The sequence below is a fragment of the Streptomyces sp. NPDC028910 genome, assembly GCF_055564955.1.
In genome coordinates this window covers 75871-90600 of record NZ_JBVHVF010000033.1, presented here as the reverse complement: position 1 = coordinate 90600, position 14730 = coordinate 75871, and the positions used below count along the sequence as shown (strand labels likewise).

The following is a 14730-nucleotide window of genomic DNA, read 5'->3' as shown; positions in this document are numbered from 1 at the left end:
CGCCTCAAACGCCGGCGGGGCTGAAAAGAGCGGGGCTCCGCCCCGGACCCCGCGCCTCAAACGCCGGCGGGGCTGGATTGTGCCCGGCGGGGCTGGAGTTGCGCGGCGGGGCTGGGATGGTGCGGTGGAGCTGGAAGTGGGGGTGCGGGGCCTACCTTCGGCGGATGGGTGTGGTCGTGATCCTTCTTGCCGCCGGGTACGGCGTGGTCGCCGGGGTGCTGCTGCCGCGCGTCGTGTACCGGCTCTCCGTCGAGTCGGGGGAGCCCTGGCGCGACCGCTGCCCGCAGGGGCATCGGCTGCGCGGCTGGCTCGGCCCGGCCCGCTGCCGGGTTCCCGCGGGGGCCGTAGTGCCGGGCCCGGACGGCCTGCCGCCCCCCGCGTCCACGGCCCCGCACGCCTACGGGAGCCGCACCGTCCCCGTCGCCGCCCTCGCCGGGGCGCTCTGCGCCGCGCTCGGGGCGGCCGTCGGGGCGCGGCCCGAGGTCCTGGCCTACGTGGGGCTCGCCCCGGTGGTCCTCCTGCTCGCCCTCGTGGACCGGGCCGTGCACCGGCTGCCCGACGTACTGACCCTGCCGCTCGCCGCCGCGGTCGCCGCCGGGCTCGGTGCGAGCGCCCTCCTGCCCCGCGCCGGAGGCGACTGGCGGCTCGCGCTGCTCGGCGGGGGCGCGCTCGCAGCCGCGTACCTGCTGCTCCATCTGATCAACCCCGCCGGGATGGGCTTCGGCGACGTCAAGCTGGCGCTCTCGCTGGGGGTCGCTCTTGGGTGGTACGGGTGGGGGGTATGGGCTGCGGGGGCCTTCCTGGGCTTCCTCTACGGGGCCCTCTACGGGCTGGCCCTGGTGCCGCGCGGCCCCGCGACCGGCAAGCAGGGCTTCGCCTTCGGCCCCTTCATGGCGGCCGGAGCACTCACCGGAGTGCTGCTGGGCGGTTTCGGAGCGTAATCGTGTCGCGCCGATGCACGCAGCATGCTTTACGAAGGGTTATGGTGGAACCCCCCCCTCGGGCCGGTCCGTATCCCCCCCACGGACCGGCCCGTTTTTTGTTTCTCCGCCCCGCATCCGGGCGACGAGCCAAACGCGCAGGTCAGCCGCGCTGGGCCCAGATGTTGGTGCCGGGGGTGGAGACGGCGAAGGAGTCGATGTCCTTCAGCTCGGCCTCGGACAGCGGTGCGGCCGCCAGCGCGGCCACGTTCTCCTCCAGCTGCCGCACGCTCGACGCGCCGATCAGCGCCGAGGTCATCCGGTCGTCGCGAAGCACCCAGTTCAGCGCCAGCTGGGCGAGCGACTGGCCGCGGCGGGCCGCGATCTCGTTCAGACCGGTCAGCCGGCGCAGCACGTCGTCCGACAGCAGAGCCGGGTTCAGGGACTTGCCCTGCGCGGCCCGCGAGTCCGACGGGATGCCCTCCAGGTACTTGCCGGTGAGCATTCCCTGCGCGAGCGGTGCGAAGGAGATGCACCCCATGCCGGCGTCCTCCAGGGTGTCCAGCAGCCCGTCCTCCTCCGTCCAGCGGTTGATCATGGAGTACGAGGGCTGGTGGATGAGCGGACGCACGCCCATCCCGCGCAGGATCCGCACCGCCTCGGCCGTCTGGTCCGCCGTATAGGAGGAGACGCCCACGTACAGCGCCTTGCCCTGCTGGACCGCGGACGCGAGGGCGCCCATGGTCTCCTCCAGCGGGGTGTCCGGGTCGAAGCGGTGCGAATAGAAGATGTCGACGTAGTCCACGCCCATCCGCTTCAGCGAGGCGTCGAGCGAGCTGAGCAGGTACTTCCGGCTGCCCCACTCGCCGTACGGCCCGGGGTGCATCAGGTAGCCGGCCTTGGTGGAGAGGATCAGCTCGTCGCGGTAGGAGGCGAAGTCCTGCGAAAAGATCTTGCCGAAGTTCAGCTCGGCCGAGCCGGGCGGCGGACCGTAGTTGTTCGCCAGGTCGAAGTGGGTGACGCCGAGGTCGAAGGCCCGGCGGAGGATCGCCCGCTGGGACTCCAGGGACCTGTCGTCCCCGAAGTTGTGCCAGAGGCCCAGGGAGATGGCGGGGAGCTTGAGGCCGCTGTGGCCGGTGCGTCGGTACTCCATGGAGTCGTAGCGCGAGGGCTCTGCCCGATAGGGATTGGTATCAGTCACGTTGTCCTCCCTATCACGGACTTGTGACAGACCGAGTTGGGTACCGGATCCCGCCGCGCAGTAATGTGGCGCACTCGGGGGGGACCGCAATTCGCACGGGGGCATTGCACGGAGGGGCTGGAAGATCGTGAATCTGCGCGACCTGGTGTACAGGCTCTACGCACGCCGGGTGGAAGGCCGCCTCGACCACGACGCGGCGCCCAAGCACATCGGCGTCATCCTGGACGGGAACCGTCGCTGGGCCAAGGCGTCCGGTGGTACGACGGAGCAGGGCCACCAGGCCGGAGCGGACAAGATCTCCGAGATGCTGGGCTGGTGCACCGAGACGGACGTCGAGGTCGTCACCCTGTGGATGCTCTCCACGGACAACCTGGACCGGCCCGAGGTCGAGCTCCGCCCCCTGCTCAACATCATCGAGAACACCGTGCGGGGCCTCGCCGCGGACGGCCGCTGGCGCGTCCACCACGTCGGCAACCTCGACATCCTGCCCGCCCGGACGCAGACCGTGCTCAAGGAGGCCGAGCAGGCCACCCACGACGTCGACGGGATACTCGTCAACGTCGCCGTCGGCTACGGCGGTCGCCAGGAGATCGCCGACGCGGTCCGCTCGCTGCTGCTGGAGCACGCGCGTAAGGGCACCTCCTTCGAGGAGCTCGCGGAGATCCTCGACATCGACCACATCGCCGAGCACCTCTACACCCGCGGCCAGCCCGACCCCGACCTCGTGATCCGCACCAGCGGCGAGCAGCGGCTGTCCGGATTCATGCTCTGGCAGAGCGCCCACTCGGAGTACTACTTCTGCGAGGTCTTCTGGCCGGCCTTCCGGAAGGTCGACTTCCTGCGGGCCCTGCGCGACTACGCGGCCCGCCACCGGCGCTACGGCACCTGAGCGGCCGGCGCCTGACGCCCCCTCGGCGCCCGCGCCCCCGGCACCCGTACGCCCGTCCCCCCGGCGCCCCGTACGCCACTCGGGCGCCCCGTACGCCCTCCCCGCGAAGCCTTCACCAGGGATTCACCGAGCGTCCGTCATATGCCATGGCATGGCCTGGCCTGTTCGGGGAATATCCCTTTCAGGTCGATGCCCGATCCACGGGTGTCGAGTCTCAGCGGACGGCATGGGGCCGTCCGCCCGGGAGGCCCTTTGCACCAGGACGCACGTGCGGTACGCACGGACGGAGTGGAGGGCCGGAAATCGGCCCTGGCATGGGTGCCGATGACCGGTCCGGTCTTCATGGCCCGACCTCTTCCGAGGGGGTACGTCCTTCCGTGGTGACCAGCACTAAGAGCCGCCTGCCCGACAGGCGGACCTACGTCCTCGACACCAGCGTCCTGCTGGCAGACCCCAACGCGATCTCCCGCTTCGACGAGCACGAGGTCGTGCTCCCGATCGTGGTGATCACCGAGCTGGAGGCAAAGAGGCACCATCCCGAACTCGGCTACTTCGCGCGCCAGGCCCTGCGCCTGCTCGACGACTTCCGGGTTCGCAACGGTCGCCTGGACGCTCCCATCCCGCTGGGCGATCTGGGCGGCACCCTGCGTGTCGAGCTCAACCACTCCGACCCGGGTGTCCTGCCCGCCGGCTTCCGACTGGGGGACAACGACTCGCGGATCCTCGCCGTCGCCCGCAATCTCCAGGCCGAGGGCTACGACGTCACGGTGGTCTCGAAGGATCTCCCCCTGCGCATCAAAGCCTCCTCCGTGGGGCTGATCGCGGAGGAGTACCGCGCGGAGCTCGCGATCACCGACGGCGGCTGGACGGGCATGAGCGAGCTCGCCCTCTCCGGTGAGCAGGTGGACCTCCTCTACTCGGAGGAGCGGCTCTACGTGCCGGAGGCCGCCGAACTGCCCGTGCACACCGGACTGGTCCTGCAGTCCGAGCGCGGCAAGGCGCTGGGCCGGATCACCTCGGACGGCAACGTGAAGCTCGTACGGGGCGACCGCGAGGCCTTCGGGCTGCACGGCCGCAGCGCCGAGCAGCGGATCGCGCTGGACCTCCTCCTCGACCCCGAGATCGGGATCATCTCGATGGGCGGCCGGGCCGGCACCGGAAAGTCGGCGCTGGCGCTCTGCGCGGGCCTGGAGGCGGTGCTGGAGCGGAGGCAGCATCAGAAGGTGATGGTCTTCCGGCCGCTGTACGCGGTGGGCGGGCAGGAGCTCGGCTATCTGCCCGGGGACCAGTCCGAGAAGATGAGCCCCTGGGCGCAGGCGGTCTTCGACACCCTCTCCTCGGTCGCCGGGCGCGAGGTCATCGAGGAGGTGCTGAACCGCGGGATGCTGGAGGTCCTGCCGCTCACGCACATCCGCGGCCGCTCGCTGCACGACGCCTTCGTGATCGTGGACGAGGCGCAGTCGCTGGAGCGGAACGTCCTGCTGACCGTTCTGTCCCGGGTCGGGGCCAATTCGCGGGTCGTTCTGACCCACGACGTCGCCCAGCGGGACAACCTGCGGGTCGGCCGGTACGACGGAGTGGTCGCCGTGGTCGAGAAACTGAAGGGGCATCCGCTCTTCGCGCATGTCACGCTCACCCGTTCCGAGCGCTCCCCGATCGCCGCACTGGTCACCGAGATGCTCGAGAACCTCTGATCCGACGGCCCTCCACGGCGGCGGTCGAAACGGTCAAAAACCTCATAGCGGGAAGGTGAGTTGGCGCCGCCCGGCAAAGGCCCGAGAGCCTAGCCGGGCGGCGTCGTGCTGCACAGGCCTTTGACGAAATCGGCGGCGACGTGCCCGGTGTGACCTTTCCCACGCAACGGAGAATTGCCTTGCGGCGTCGAGGTCCGGCAGAGTCTGGTTTCCGTCAGGCCCCGCATACGGCACACCTGTATCTCCCGTGAGGTACGCGCAGCACCACAACTCCACAGTCGAATGCCGTATGCCGCCCGGAGTTTCACGGACCGACCCCCGCGAGGGAGTCGTCCACGGGCCCGCGTCTCCAGTGACCGTAGAACCACGGAGGCCAGAGTCGAGGGGCACTTTTGCGCCCGCGCGGTCACTGCGGACGCTGCTGGAAGGACACCGTGTGAGCCGGATCTCGGTCCGGGGGTTCGCCGTGGCTTCGGCCACCGCGGTCACCACCGTCGGCGCAGTCGTGGGCGTGGCCACTGGCGACCCCACGAACGATCTCGAGACGACCGCGTCCGGCGCGACTCTCCTCGCCGACATCCCGGTCGGCGACCAGGCGCAGGTCCAGAGCGGGTCCCTGACGCAGCAGGCCGACGCCATCGCCCACGCCGCCGACGCCGACGCGAAGCGTTCGGCCGAGGAGGCCGCCCGCCTCCGGGCCGCCGAGGACGCCAAGGCCAAGAAGGCGGAAGCCCAGAAGGCGGCGGACGAGCAGGCGAAGAAGGCACGCGAGGCGAAGGAGGCGGCCAGCCGCTCCGCCGCCCGCGACGCCGGCGACTTCGCGGTCCAGAGCTCCTACACGGTCGCGCAGGTCAAGGCCATCGCCCAGCAGATGGTCCCGGCCGGCCAGTTCCAGTGCTTCTCCAACATCATCAACCAGGAATCCACCTGGAACTACCTGGCCGTGAACAAGTCCTCGGGCGCCTACGGTCTGGTCCAGGCACTGCCCGGTTCGAAGATGGCCTCGGCCGGCGCCGACTGGCGCACCAACCCCGCCACGCAGATCAAGTGGGGTCTGAACTACATGGAGGACCGCTACGGCAGCCCTTGCGCCGCCTGGAGCTTCCACCAGGCCAACGGCTGGTACTAGACAGCCGCGGCCGCAGCACCGCTCAACCCCGGGGAGCCCCGCACCGTCCTACGGCGCGGGGCTCCTCGCGTGTACGGTCTTCGAGGTGTGCCCGTAGACCGGGGGCGGGGGAAGGAATCGACATGGCGAAGCGGGAAGGCTGGCTCGGCCGGCTCGGGAACAGGCTGAACCAGATGGAGGCGCGGCTCAACGAGCGGCGCGCCGCGATGGAGGCCGAGACCAGGGGCGACCTGCCGGGTCCTGGCGAGCCCGAGCGGCCACCGGGCGCCTCCGAGCCGCCCGTTGCCGCGATGGCCGCATCCGAGCCGCCGGAGCCCGCACCGACGCCCCCGGCGGCCCGCGCGGCCCACGCCGCCGTGCAGGCCGTTCCCGAGCGCCCCGACCCGGCGAGCGTGGTCCCCTGGGGGATGCGCGTCGCCGCCGAGGCCAGCTGGCGGCTGCTGCTCCTCGCCGGGATGCTCTGGGTGCTGATGAAGGTGATCAGCGAAGTGCGCCTGGTCGTCCTCGCCTTCGCCGCCGCCATGCTCGTCACCGCGATGCTCCAGCCCTTCGTCGTCCGGCTGCGCCGGCTCGGAATGCCACGGGGTCTGGCCACGGCGGTCACGGCGATCCTCGGCTTCGTGGTCATCGGACTCGTCGGCTGGTTCGTGGTCTGGCAGGTCATGGAGAACCTCGACGACCTCTCCGACCGCGTCCGCGACGGCATCAACGAACTCAAGCTCTGGGCACTGGACAGTCCGTTCCACGTGACCGAGAAGCAGATCAACGACATCGCGAAGAACCTCACCGACACCATCGGCACCAACACGGAGCAGATCACCTCAGCCGGCCTGCAAGGCGTGACGGTGCTCGTCGAGGTGCTGACGGGCATCCTGCTCGCGATGTTCTCCACGCTCTTCCTCCTCTACGACGGCAAGCGCATCTGGACCTGGACGCTGGGCCTCGTCCCGGCCGCGGCCCGGCCCGGCGTGGCGGGGGCCGGTCCGCGCGCCTGGCGCACGCTGACCGCGTACGTGCGCGGCACGGTCATCGTCGCCCTCATCGACGCCATCTTCATCGGCCTCGGCATCTACTTCCTCGACGTGCCGATGGCGGTGCCGCTGGCCGTCTTCATCTTCCTGTTCGCCTTCATCCCGCTGGTCGGCGCGGTGGTCTCGGGGGCGCTCGCGGTGGTCGTGGCGCTCGTGACCCAGGGCGTGTTCAGCGCGCTGATGGTGTTGCTGGTGGTGTTGGCGGTGCAGCAGATCGAGGGGCACGTGCTCCAGCCCTTCATCCTGGGCCGGGCGGTACGGGTGCACCCGCTCGCGGTGGTGCTGTCGGTGGCCGCCGGCGGGATGATCGCGGGCATCGGGGGAGCGGTGGTCGCCGTTCCGCTGGTGGCCGTGACCAACACGGTGGTGGGGTACCTGAGGGCGTACTCGCGCGAGCAGCTGCACCACGGAGCCGGAACGGTCGGTCCGGCCCCGCACGGTTCGACGGCCCTGGGCCGGGTGCCCGACGGCGGGAGGCGGACGTGATCACTGACCCGGAGCTCGACGGGGAGTGGACAACGGAGCGTTCGGAGGAGTCGGCGGAGACGCTCGCTCCGCGCGGGCGGGAGCGGGAGCGGGCGACGGGCGGTGCGCGGCCGTGGCTGTGGGCGCTGGGCGGTGTCGTGGTGGCGTCCGCGGTGTGGGCCGGCGGGCTGTACGCCTTCGGGGACCGGCTGGCCGCGCCGACGGTCTCGTACCGGGCGTCGAAGAACCTGTGCGAGGACTTCACGGCCAAGGCGCTGACCGGAATCGCCGGGGAGATGCACGAGAACAGGCCCGTGAACAAGGAGGACAGCCATCCGGCCGTGGACGCGGCCGTGTGCGTCCTGGAGAACGGCGGCGACGGGGTGGAGGACTTCACCGTGTGGGCGCGGGTCGACCTGCACAAGAAGACGGACCCGTCGGTCGAGTTCGACGTACCGTCGCTCCTGACCATCGCCAGGATGGGCGCCTTGCGGACGGAAGCGGTGCCGGGCCTCGGTGAGCGCGCCGTCATGATGACGTCCGCCGGTGAACGGGAGCTCGCGCTCAAGGTGCTGGACGGCGGTGCGGTCTTCACCGTCCAGGCGTTCGCCCCCACCTTCGAGGAGAAGAACGGCCGCCCCGCCACGGACTCCACCGCGGTCCAGGCGGCGCTGATCGCGGACACGCGCGCGCTGCTCGACGCACTCGAGAAGTAGGGGGCGGGATGATCGGCGAGCCCGAGCTCGACGGGGAGTGGGGGCCGGCGCCGCCGGCCGGGATCGCGCAGGAGGACGCGTCGCCGCGGGAACGCGAGCGCGGACCGGGCCGGCCGTGGTGGTGGGTGCCGGTGACGGTGGTGGCCACCTCCGCGTTGTGGGCGGGCGGCCTCTACGCCTACGGGGACCGGCTGACGGAGCCGGAGATCCGCTACCGGATCCCGGACAACCTGTGCGGACAGTTCCAGGCGACGGCGCTGTCCGGGACGCTGGGCGCTCTCTCCGCCTCGTCCCCCCAGGCGGCCGGCCGGCATCCGGCGATGGACTGGGCGCAGTGCGACCTCGACAGCAAGAACCCGGCGGACGACGACGGGTTCTTCGTCGTGTCCGCGGTCGAACTGCACAAGAAGACGGATCCGGCGGCCGAGTTCGAACTCGGCTCCAGGTACGACCGGATGCTCGGCACCGGTAGCGGCAACTGGGAGGCGGTGCCCGGCATCGGAGAGCAGGCCGTGATCACCGGTCCCGGGGTCGAGGACGACCTCCGGCTGCGGGTCCGTGACGGGGGCGCGGTGTTCACCCTTGACGTGGCGTTCTTCGGGCGGGGCGCGGACGATGACGCCCCCGGGGCGCAGGCCCCCGCCCGGCCGGACCGGGACACCCTGAAGGCGGCGATGATCGAGGACATGCGGGCGCTGATGGCCGCGCTGAGGACGGGCAAAAAAAGGACGGGCTGAACGCGCAGGGCCCCGCCGCCGTTTCCGGTCGCGGGGCCCTGTCCGTCGTACGAGGCGCTGCTACTCGGCGGCGAGGGCGGCCTCGGCGTCGAGGGTGACCGCGACGGCCTGGATCACCGAGGCGATCTTGAAGGCCTCCTGGATCGTCTCGCGGTCCACGCCCGCCTTGCGCAGGACCTGCTCATGCGAGTCCAGGCACTGGCCGCAGCCGTTGATCGCGGAGACCGCGAGCGACCACAGCTCGAAGTCGACCTTCTCCACGCCCGGGTTGCCGATGACGTTCATCCGCAGGCCCGCGCGCAGGGTGCCGTACTCCGGGTCGGAGAGCAGGTGCCGGGTGCGGTAGAAGACGTTGTTCATCGCCATGACCGCGGCGGCGGACTTGGCGGCGGTGTACGCCTCCGGCGAGAGGTTCGCCTTCGCCTCGGGCTCCAGCTCACGCAGGACGCGCGGGGAGCGGGCGGCGATCGCACAGGACAGGACGGTGCCCCACAGCTGCTGCTGCGGGAGCTCGCTGTTGCCGATGACCGAACCGAGGTTCAGCTTCAGGTCCTTGGCGAAGTCCGGTATGGCCGACTTCAGGGAGTCGAGGGACATCCGTCACTCACCGGCCAGCAGCGCGCCGGCGTCGATGGTGCTGTCGCCCTTGTTCCAGTTGCAGGGGCACAGCTCGTCGGTCTGCAGGGCGTCGAGGACCCGCAGGACCTCCTTGGGGTTACGGCCCACGGAACCGGCGGTCACCATCGAGAACTGGATCTCGTTGTTCGGGTCCACGATGAAGACGGCGCGCATCGGCAGGCCGTCCTGGCCGAGGATGCCCAGGTCGTTCGACAGCTCGCGCTTGATGTCCGACATCATCGGGAAGGGCAGGTCACGCAGGTCGGCGTGGTCCTTGCGCCAGGCGTGGTGCACGTACTCGGAGTCGAGCGAGAAGCCGAGGACCTGCGCGTCGCGGTCGGCGAACTCCTCGTTCAGCTTGCCGAAGGCGGCGATCTCCGTCGGGCACACGAAAGTGAAGTCGAGGGGCCATGCGAAGACGACCTTCCACTTGCCCTCGTACGTCTTGTGGTCGATCTGCGCGAACTCGTTGCCGGCCTCGAGCGAGACGCAGGCGGTCAGGTCGAAGGTGGGGAACTGGTCGCCGACAGTGAGCACTGGCTCTCCTTGCGGAATGGAAAGAGCCCCTTTTGGGGGATTTCCGAGGGGGTTGGACGAATCTCACATGCTGGCACAGCTGCATTGATTACAGAAATAGCTAGTCTTGTGGCGGGTGATCGGAGGTACCTATCAGTGGCTGTCGGTAATAGGGGAGCGAAGCAACCGACGCTCGCTCAGCTGCGCGCCTTCGCGGCGGTCGCCGAGCACCTGCACTTCCGGGACGCCGCCGCCTCCATCGGCATGAGCCAGCCGGCGCTCTCCGGGTCCGTCTCCGCGCTGGAGGAGACCCTCGGCGTGCAGCTGCTGGAGCGCACCACCCGCAAGGTTCTGCTCTCGCCGGCGGGCGAGCGGATCGCGGCCCGGGCGCAGGTGGTGCTCGACGCCGTGGCCGGGCTGCTGGAGGAGGCCGAGGCGGTACGGGCTCCCTTCACCGGGATCCTGCGGCTCGGGGTGATCCCCACGGTGGCGCCGTACCTGCTGCCGACCGTGCTCGGGCTGTTCCACCGGCGCTACCCGCGGATGGACCTCCAGGTGCACGAGGAGCAGACCGCCTCGCTGCTGGAGGGGCTGGCCGGCGGGCGCCTGGACCTGCTCCTGCTGGCGGTGCCGCTCGGGGTCCCCGGCGTCACCGAACTGCCGGTCTTCGACCAGGACTTCGTACTGCTCGCGCCCCGGGAGCACGCCCTGGCCGGGCGCCGGGACATCCCCCTGGAGGAACTGCGGGGACTGCAACTGCTGTTGCTGGACGAGGGGCACTGCCTCCGGGACCAGGCCCTCGACATCTGCCGCGAGGCGGGGCGTACGACCGGGGCGGACGTCACGACGACCGCGGCCGGGCTGTCCACCCTCGTACAGCTGGTCGCCGGGGGACTGGGGGTGACGCTGTTGCCGCGCACGGCCCTGCGGCTGGAGACCGCCCGCAACGAGTACCTGTCCACGGGATACTTCGCCGAGCCCGCGCCCTCGCGGCGGATCGCCCTGGCGATGCGCACCGGGACGGCCCGGCAGGAGGAGTTCCGGGCCGTTGCCGCCGCGCTGCGCGAAGCGGTGCGGCCGCTGCCGGTGTGGCCCACGGACTGAGCGGCCGCGCTTGGTGGACGGGCCCGGCAGCCGACGGTCAGTCCGCGGATTTTGGGGGGCGGCCCCGGCGGGGGAGGGGGCCCGGGGCGGACGGGAGGCGGCCGGCCTCGCCGAGGGCGCGGCGGAGCAGGAACTCGATCTGCGCGTTCGCGCTGCGCAGCTCCTCGCCCGCCCAGCGGGCCAGCGCCTCGTACACCTGCGGGTCGAGCCGCAGCAGCACCTGCTTGCGCGCCTGGCGACCCGCCGGGTTCTCCTCGCCGCCGGGGGTCACTGGTAGAGGGTGCCCGTGTTGAGTACCGGCTGGGCGGCGCGGTCGCCGCACAGGACGACCATCAGGTTCGAGACCATGGCGGCCTTGCGCTCCGGGTCCAGGTCCACGATGTCCTCCTCCTGCAGGCGGGTGAGGGCCAGCTCGACCATGCCCACCGCGCCCTCCACGATCTGCTTGCGGGCCGCCACGACCGCGCCCGCCTGCTGGCGCTGGAGCATCGCGGAGGCGATCTCCGGAGCGTACGCGAGGTGCGTGAAGCGCGACTCGATGATGTGCACCCCGGCCGCCTCGACCCGCGCGTGCAGTTCGACCGCGAGCTTCTCGGTGATCTCCTCGGCGTTCCCGCGCAGCGACAGGCCGTCCTCCTCGTGCGCGTCGTAGGGGTACTCGATCGCTATGTGGCGGACCGCCGCCTCGGTCTGGGTCTCGACGAACTCGGTGAAGTCCTCGACCTCGAAGGTGGCCCGCGCGGTGTCCTCGACCCGCCACACGACGACCGCCGCCAGCTCGATCGGGTTGCCGTAGGCGTCGTTGACCTTCAGGACGGCCGTCTCGTGGTTGCGCACGCGGGTGGAGATCTTCTCGCGCGAGGTCAGCGGATTGACCCAGCGCAGTCCGTCGGCGCGGATCGTCCCCCGGTAGCGGCCGAACAGCTGGACGACCCGGGCCTCGCCCGGCGCCACCGTGTTCAGCCCGGTCATCGCGATCAGGGCGGCGAGGTCCAGGAGCACGCCGGCCGCTATCAGGGTGAGCTTGAGCGCGAGGCCCGGCGCCACCGCGCCCGCCGCGATCACGCCCGCTCCCGCTGCCATGCCCGCCAGTCCGAGCAGCAACGCCCGGCCGCCGCCCACACTGTGCGCGGTGAACTCCCGTACTCCGTCTGGGGTCGCGATTTGGTTCGTCATCATTTGCCCCGTTTCTCTGGTCGCGGTCGGTCGGACCGCCTAGCAAAGTGATATCACTTTTTTGCGCTACAGCAACCCTTCGGCTTAGGTGGGCGTCGGTTCCTGTGACGTGGGTGCTGATTCTCACGTCCGAATTGACCGGTAATGGTCATAGTTGGCCAACCTTTGTCACAGCCTGCGGTGTTAGCTTTCTGAGCTGACGTCGGGGGGGTAATCGAGCGGAGCGGGAGCGATGGGCCGAGCAGAAGTGCGTAAGGCGCAGCAGCAGCGCGGTGCGCGGCGGGCGCCGAGCGGACGCACGAAGGGCACCAAGGGCAGAGGAAGCGCCGGCAAACGCACCGGCATACGTCGCTTCTTCACGTGGAAGAAGATCCTCGGGACGTTCCTCGGGCTGATCCTGCTCCTCATGGCCGCGGCGGTCATCCTCTACTTCTCGGTGAACGAACCCACCGACCCGAACAAGCAGGCCACGCTCCAGAGCAACACCTACCGGTACGCCGACGGCTCGATCATGGCCCGCACCGGTGAGATGAACCGCGAGATCGTGACGATCGACAAGATCCCGCCGGAAGTCCGCACGGCATTCATCGCCATCGAGAACAAGTCCTTCTACAAGGACCGCGGCATCGACGTGATGGGCGTGGCCCGAGGCCTGTTCAACACGGTCACCGGCAAGGGCAAGGCCGGCGGCTCGACGATCACCCAGCAGTACGTCAAGAACTACTACCTGACGCAGGACCAGTCGGCGACCCGTAAGCTCCGGGAGCTCGTCATCTCCCTCAAGGTCGACCAGCGCATGGAGAAGAACGACATCCTCGCCGGGTACCTGAACACCAACTTCTACGGCCGCAACGCGTACGGGATCCAGGCCGCGGCCCAGGCCTTCTACGGAGTCGACGCCGACAAGCTCACGCTGGAGCAGGGCGCCTACCTCGCCGCCGTCATCCAGGCCCCCAGCCAGTACGACCTGGCGACGGCCGGCCCGAACGGCAGGAAGCTGGTCAACATCCGCTTCAACGCCGTCCTCGACAACATGGTCGAGATGGGCGAGCTGGACGCGGCCAAGCGCAAGACGATGACCCTCCCGCCGCCGATCAAGCCCAAGCCCCGCCCGGGCATGGACGGCCAGAAGGGCTACCTGATCCAGGCGGCCAACGACGAGATGAACGAGCAGGAGATCACCGACGCGGAGATCGCGGCCGGTGGCTGGAACATCGTGCTCAACATCGACCCGAAGAAGCAGGCGGCGCTGGAGACTGCGGTCCAGGACGAGCTGGAGTCCAAGCTCGACCGCAAGGACACCAAGAACCGCCCCCAGGACCAGAGCGTCCAGGCCGGCGCCACCTCGGTGAACCCGAAGACCGGCGCGATCGTCGCCATGTACGGCGGTCAGGGCCTGGCGGAGAAGGCCGCGAGCAACGCCCTGCGCACCGACTACCAGCCCGGCTCGACCTTCAAGCCGATCGTGCTCGCCTCCGCCCTGGAGAACAACGCCACCACCCAGGACGGCAAGCCGATCACCCCGAACGCGCTCTACGACGGCACCAGCAAGCGCGGCGTCGTCGGCAGCAAGATCGCGTTCGCCCCGCAGAACCAGGACGACAAGGACTTCGGCAAGGAGATCACCGTCCAGGACGCGACCAACTTCTCGGTCAACTCCGTCTATGCGCAGATGATCGTGGACGTCGGCGCGCCCGACGTGAAGAAGACGGCCCTCGCGATGGGCATGAAGGACCGCGACGGCTGGCAAGAGGACCAGCCGGCCATGTCGCTCGGCACCATGAGCGCCAACACCCTGGAGATGGCGGCCGTCTACGCGACCCTCGACAACCACGGCAAGAAGGTCACGCCGACCATCATCAAGAGCGCCGAGCACAGGGACGGCGAGTTCACCCCCCGTGAGGCCATCGGCAGCCAGGCCATCAGCCGTCAGACCGCCGACACCGTCACCAAGGTGCTGACCGGCGTGGTCAACGACGGCTCCGGCAACAAGGTCAAGAGCAGCGCCTACCAGGCCGCCGGCAAGACCGGTACCACCGAGTCCAACGTGGCCGGCTGGTTCACCGGCTACACCCCCGAACTGGTCACCGTCGTCGCGATGTTCGGCGAGGACCCCGTCACCCACAAGCAGGTCACGCTCACCGGCACGGCCGGCGGCGGGCGCGCGGGCGGTTCCAGCTTCCCCGCCGAGATCTGGAAGGCGTACACGCTGGCCGCGCTCAAGGGCGTGAAGACGGGCCCGTTCGATGTGTCGGAGGCGGAAATGGGTGCCCCGCAGACGCCGTCCCGCAGTGCCTCCCCGCCGGCCTCGCAGAGCCCCTCCAGCCAGCCGCCGACCAGCAGCGCCCCGCCGCAGAACTCGCCGACCCCGACGCCGACCCCGACGCCGACCAACACCCCGACGAAGTCGACGACGCCGACCCCGACCCCGACGCCGACCAAGACCGGCCCGAAGCCGCCGGAGCCGCCGCTGTTCCCGCAGACGCAGAGGGACTGACCGCCGGACGCCGACACACCGCCGCCCCGCAGCCTGA

Annotated in this window: 14 protein-coding genes; 9 read left to right on the top strand and 5 right to left on the bottom strand. The window is 70.2% G+C overall.

The annotated features are described in order from the left end of the window. Window positions 1–164 precede the first annotated feature (164 nt). A complete protein-coding gene (locus tag ACZ4TV_RS29920) occupies window positions 165–941 on the top strand; it encodes a prepilin peptidase (protein WP_468138236.1) in 777 nt (258 codons plus the stop codon). A 142-nt stretch (window positions 942–1083) separates the two neighbouring features. On the opposite strand, the gene mgrA is transcribed toward ACZ4TV_RS29920, so the two are convergent. After that, window positions 1084–2121 carry an L-glyceraldehyde 3-phosphate reductase gene (gene mgrA, locus ACZ4TV_RS29915; RefSeq protein ID WP_468138234.1) on the bottom strand — a complete coding sequence of 346 codons (1038 nt, stop codon included), beginning with the start codon at window positions 2119–2121 and terminating at the stop codon, window positions 1084–1086. Between the two features lie 127 nt (window positions 2122–2248). On the opposite strand from mgrA, the gene ACZ4TV_RS29910 reads away from it, so the two are divergent. The 6 genes from ACZ4TV_RS29910 (at window position 2249) to ACZ4TV_RS29885 (ending at window position 8782) form a co-directional block, all read left to right on the top strand. Then, window positions 2249–3010: an isoprenyl transferase gene (locus ACZ4TV_RS29910; RefSeq protein WP_468138233.1), complete on the top strand. Its 762-nt coding sequence runs from the start codon at window positions 2249–2251 to the stop codon at window positions 3008–3010. A gap of 377 nt (window positions 3011–3387) precedes the next feature. Next, window positions 3388–4704 (top strand): PhoH family protein, encoded by a 1317-nt coding sequence (locus ACZ4TV_RS29905; RefSeq protein ID WP_468138232.1) that lies wholly within the window; start codon window positions 3388–3390, stop codon window positions 4702–4704. 436 nt (window positions 4705–5140) lie between these two features. Beyond that, window positions 5141–5833 carry an aggregation-promoting factor C-terminal-like domain-containing protein gene (locus ACZ4TV_RS29900; RefSeq protein WP_468138231.1) on the top strand — a complete coding sequence of 231 codons (693 nt, stop codon included), beginning with the start codon at window positions 5141–5143 and terminating at the stop codon, window positions 5831–5833. Between the two features lie 122 nt (window positions 5834–5955). After that, complete coding sequence (locus tag ACZ4TV_RS29895; RefSeq protein WP_468138230.1) at window positions 5956–7350, top strand: AI-2E family transporter; 1395 nt, start codon at window positions 5956–5958, stop codon at window positions 7348–7350. Next, the gene (locus tag ACZ4TV_RS29890; RefSeq protein WP_468138228.1) at window positions 7347–8045 is read left to right on the top strand and encodes a hypothetical protein; all 699 of its coding nucleotides are present in this window, start codon (window positions 7347–7349) and stop codon (window positions 8043–8045) included. The genes ACZ4TV_RS29895 and ACZ4TV_RS29890 overlap by 4 nt, the downstream gene beginning before the upstream one ends. A gap of 8 nt (window positions 8046–8053) precedes the next feature. Beyond that, window positions 8054–8782, top strand: coding sequence for a hypothetical protein (locus tag ACZ4TV_RS29885; RefSeq protein ID WP_468138227.1), 729 nt, complete (start codon window positions 8054–8056; stop codon window positions 8780–8782). A 60-nt stretch (window positions 8783–8842) separates the two neighbouring features. Here ACZ4TV_RS29885 and ACZ4TV_RS29880 read toward each other — a convergent pair whose 3' ends face one another. After that, a complete protein-coding gene (locus ACZ4TV_RS29880) occupies window positions 8843–9379 on the bottom strand; it encodes an alkyl hydroperoxide reductase (protein WP_468138225.1) in 537 nt (178 codons plus the stop codon). Window positions 9380–9382: 3 nt separating this feature from the next. Continuing rightward, window positions 9383–9937 (bottom strand): peroxiredoxin, encoded by a 555-nt coding sequence (locus ACZ4TV_RS29875; protein WP_468138223.1) that lies wholly within the window; start codon window positions 9935–9937, stop codon window positions 9383–9385. 135 nt (window positions 9938–10072) lie between these two features. Between ACZ4TV_RS29875 and ACZ4TV_RS29870 the strand changes: the two genes are divergently transcribed. Beyond that, window positions 10073–11020: a hydrogen peroxide-inducible genes activator gene (locus ACZ4TV_RS29870; protein ID WP_468138222.1), complete on the top strand. Its 948-nt coding sequence runs from the start codon at window positions 10073–10075 to the stop codon at window positions 11018–11020. Between the two features lie 37 nt (window positions 11021–11057). Here ACZ4TV_RS29870 and ACZ4TV_RS29865 read toward each other — a convergent pair whose 3' ends face one another. Both ACZ4TV_RS29865 and ACZ4TV_RS29860 read right to left on the bottom strand, forming a co-directional pair. Continuing rightward, window positions 11058–11291, bottom strand: coding sequence for a type II toxin-antitoxin system antitoxin (locus ACZ4TV_RS29865; protein WP_468138221.1), 234 nt, complete (start codon window positions 11289–11291; stop codon window positions 11058–11060). Further along, entirely contained in the window at window positions 11288–12199 is a 912-nt protein-coding gene (locus ACZ4TV_RS29860) for an SPFH domain-containing protein (protein WP_468138219.1), read from the bottom strand. Before ACZ4TV_RS29860 ends, ACZ4TV_RS29865 begins: the two co-directional genes overlap by 4 nt. Before the next feature lie 229 nt (window positions 12200–12428). Here ACZ4TV_RS29860 and ACZ4TV_RS29855 point away from each other — a divergent pair, with 229 nt between their 5' ends. Next, entirely contained in the window at window positions 12429–14693 is a 2265-nt protein-coding gene (locus ACZ4TV_RS29855) for a transglycosylase domain-containing protein (RefSeq protein ID WP_468138218.1), read from the top strand. Window positions 14694–14730: the final 37 nt, after the last annotated feature.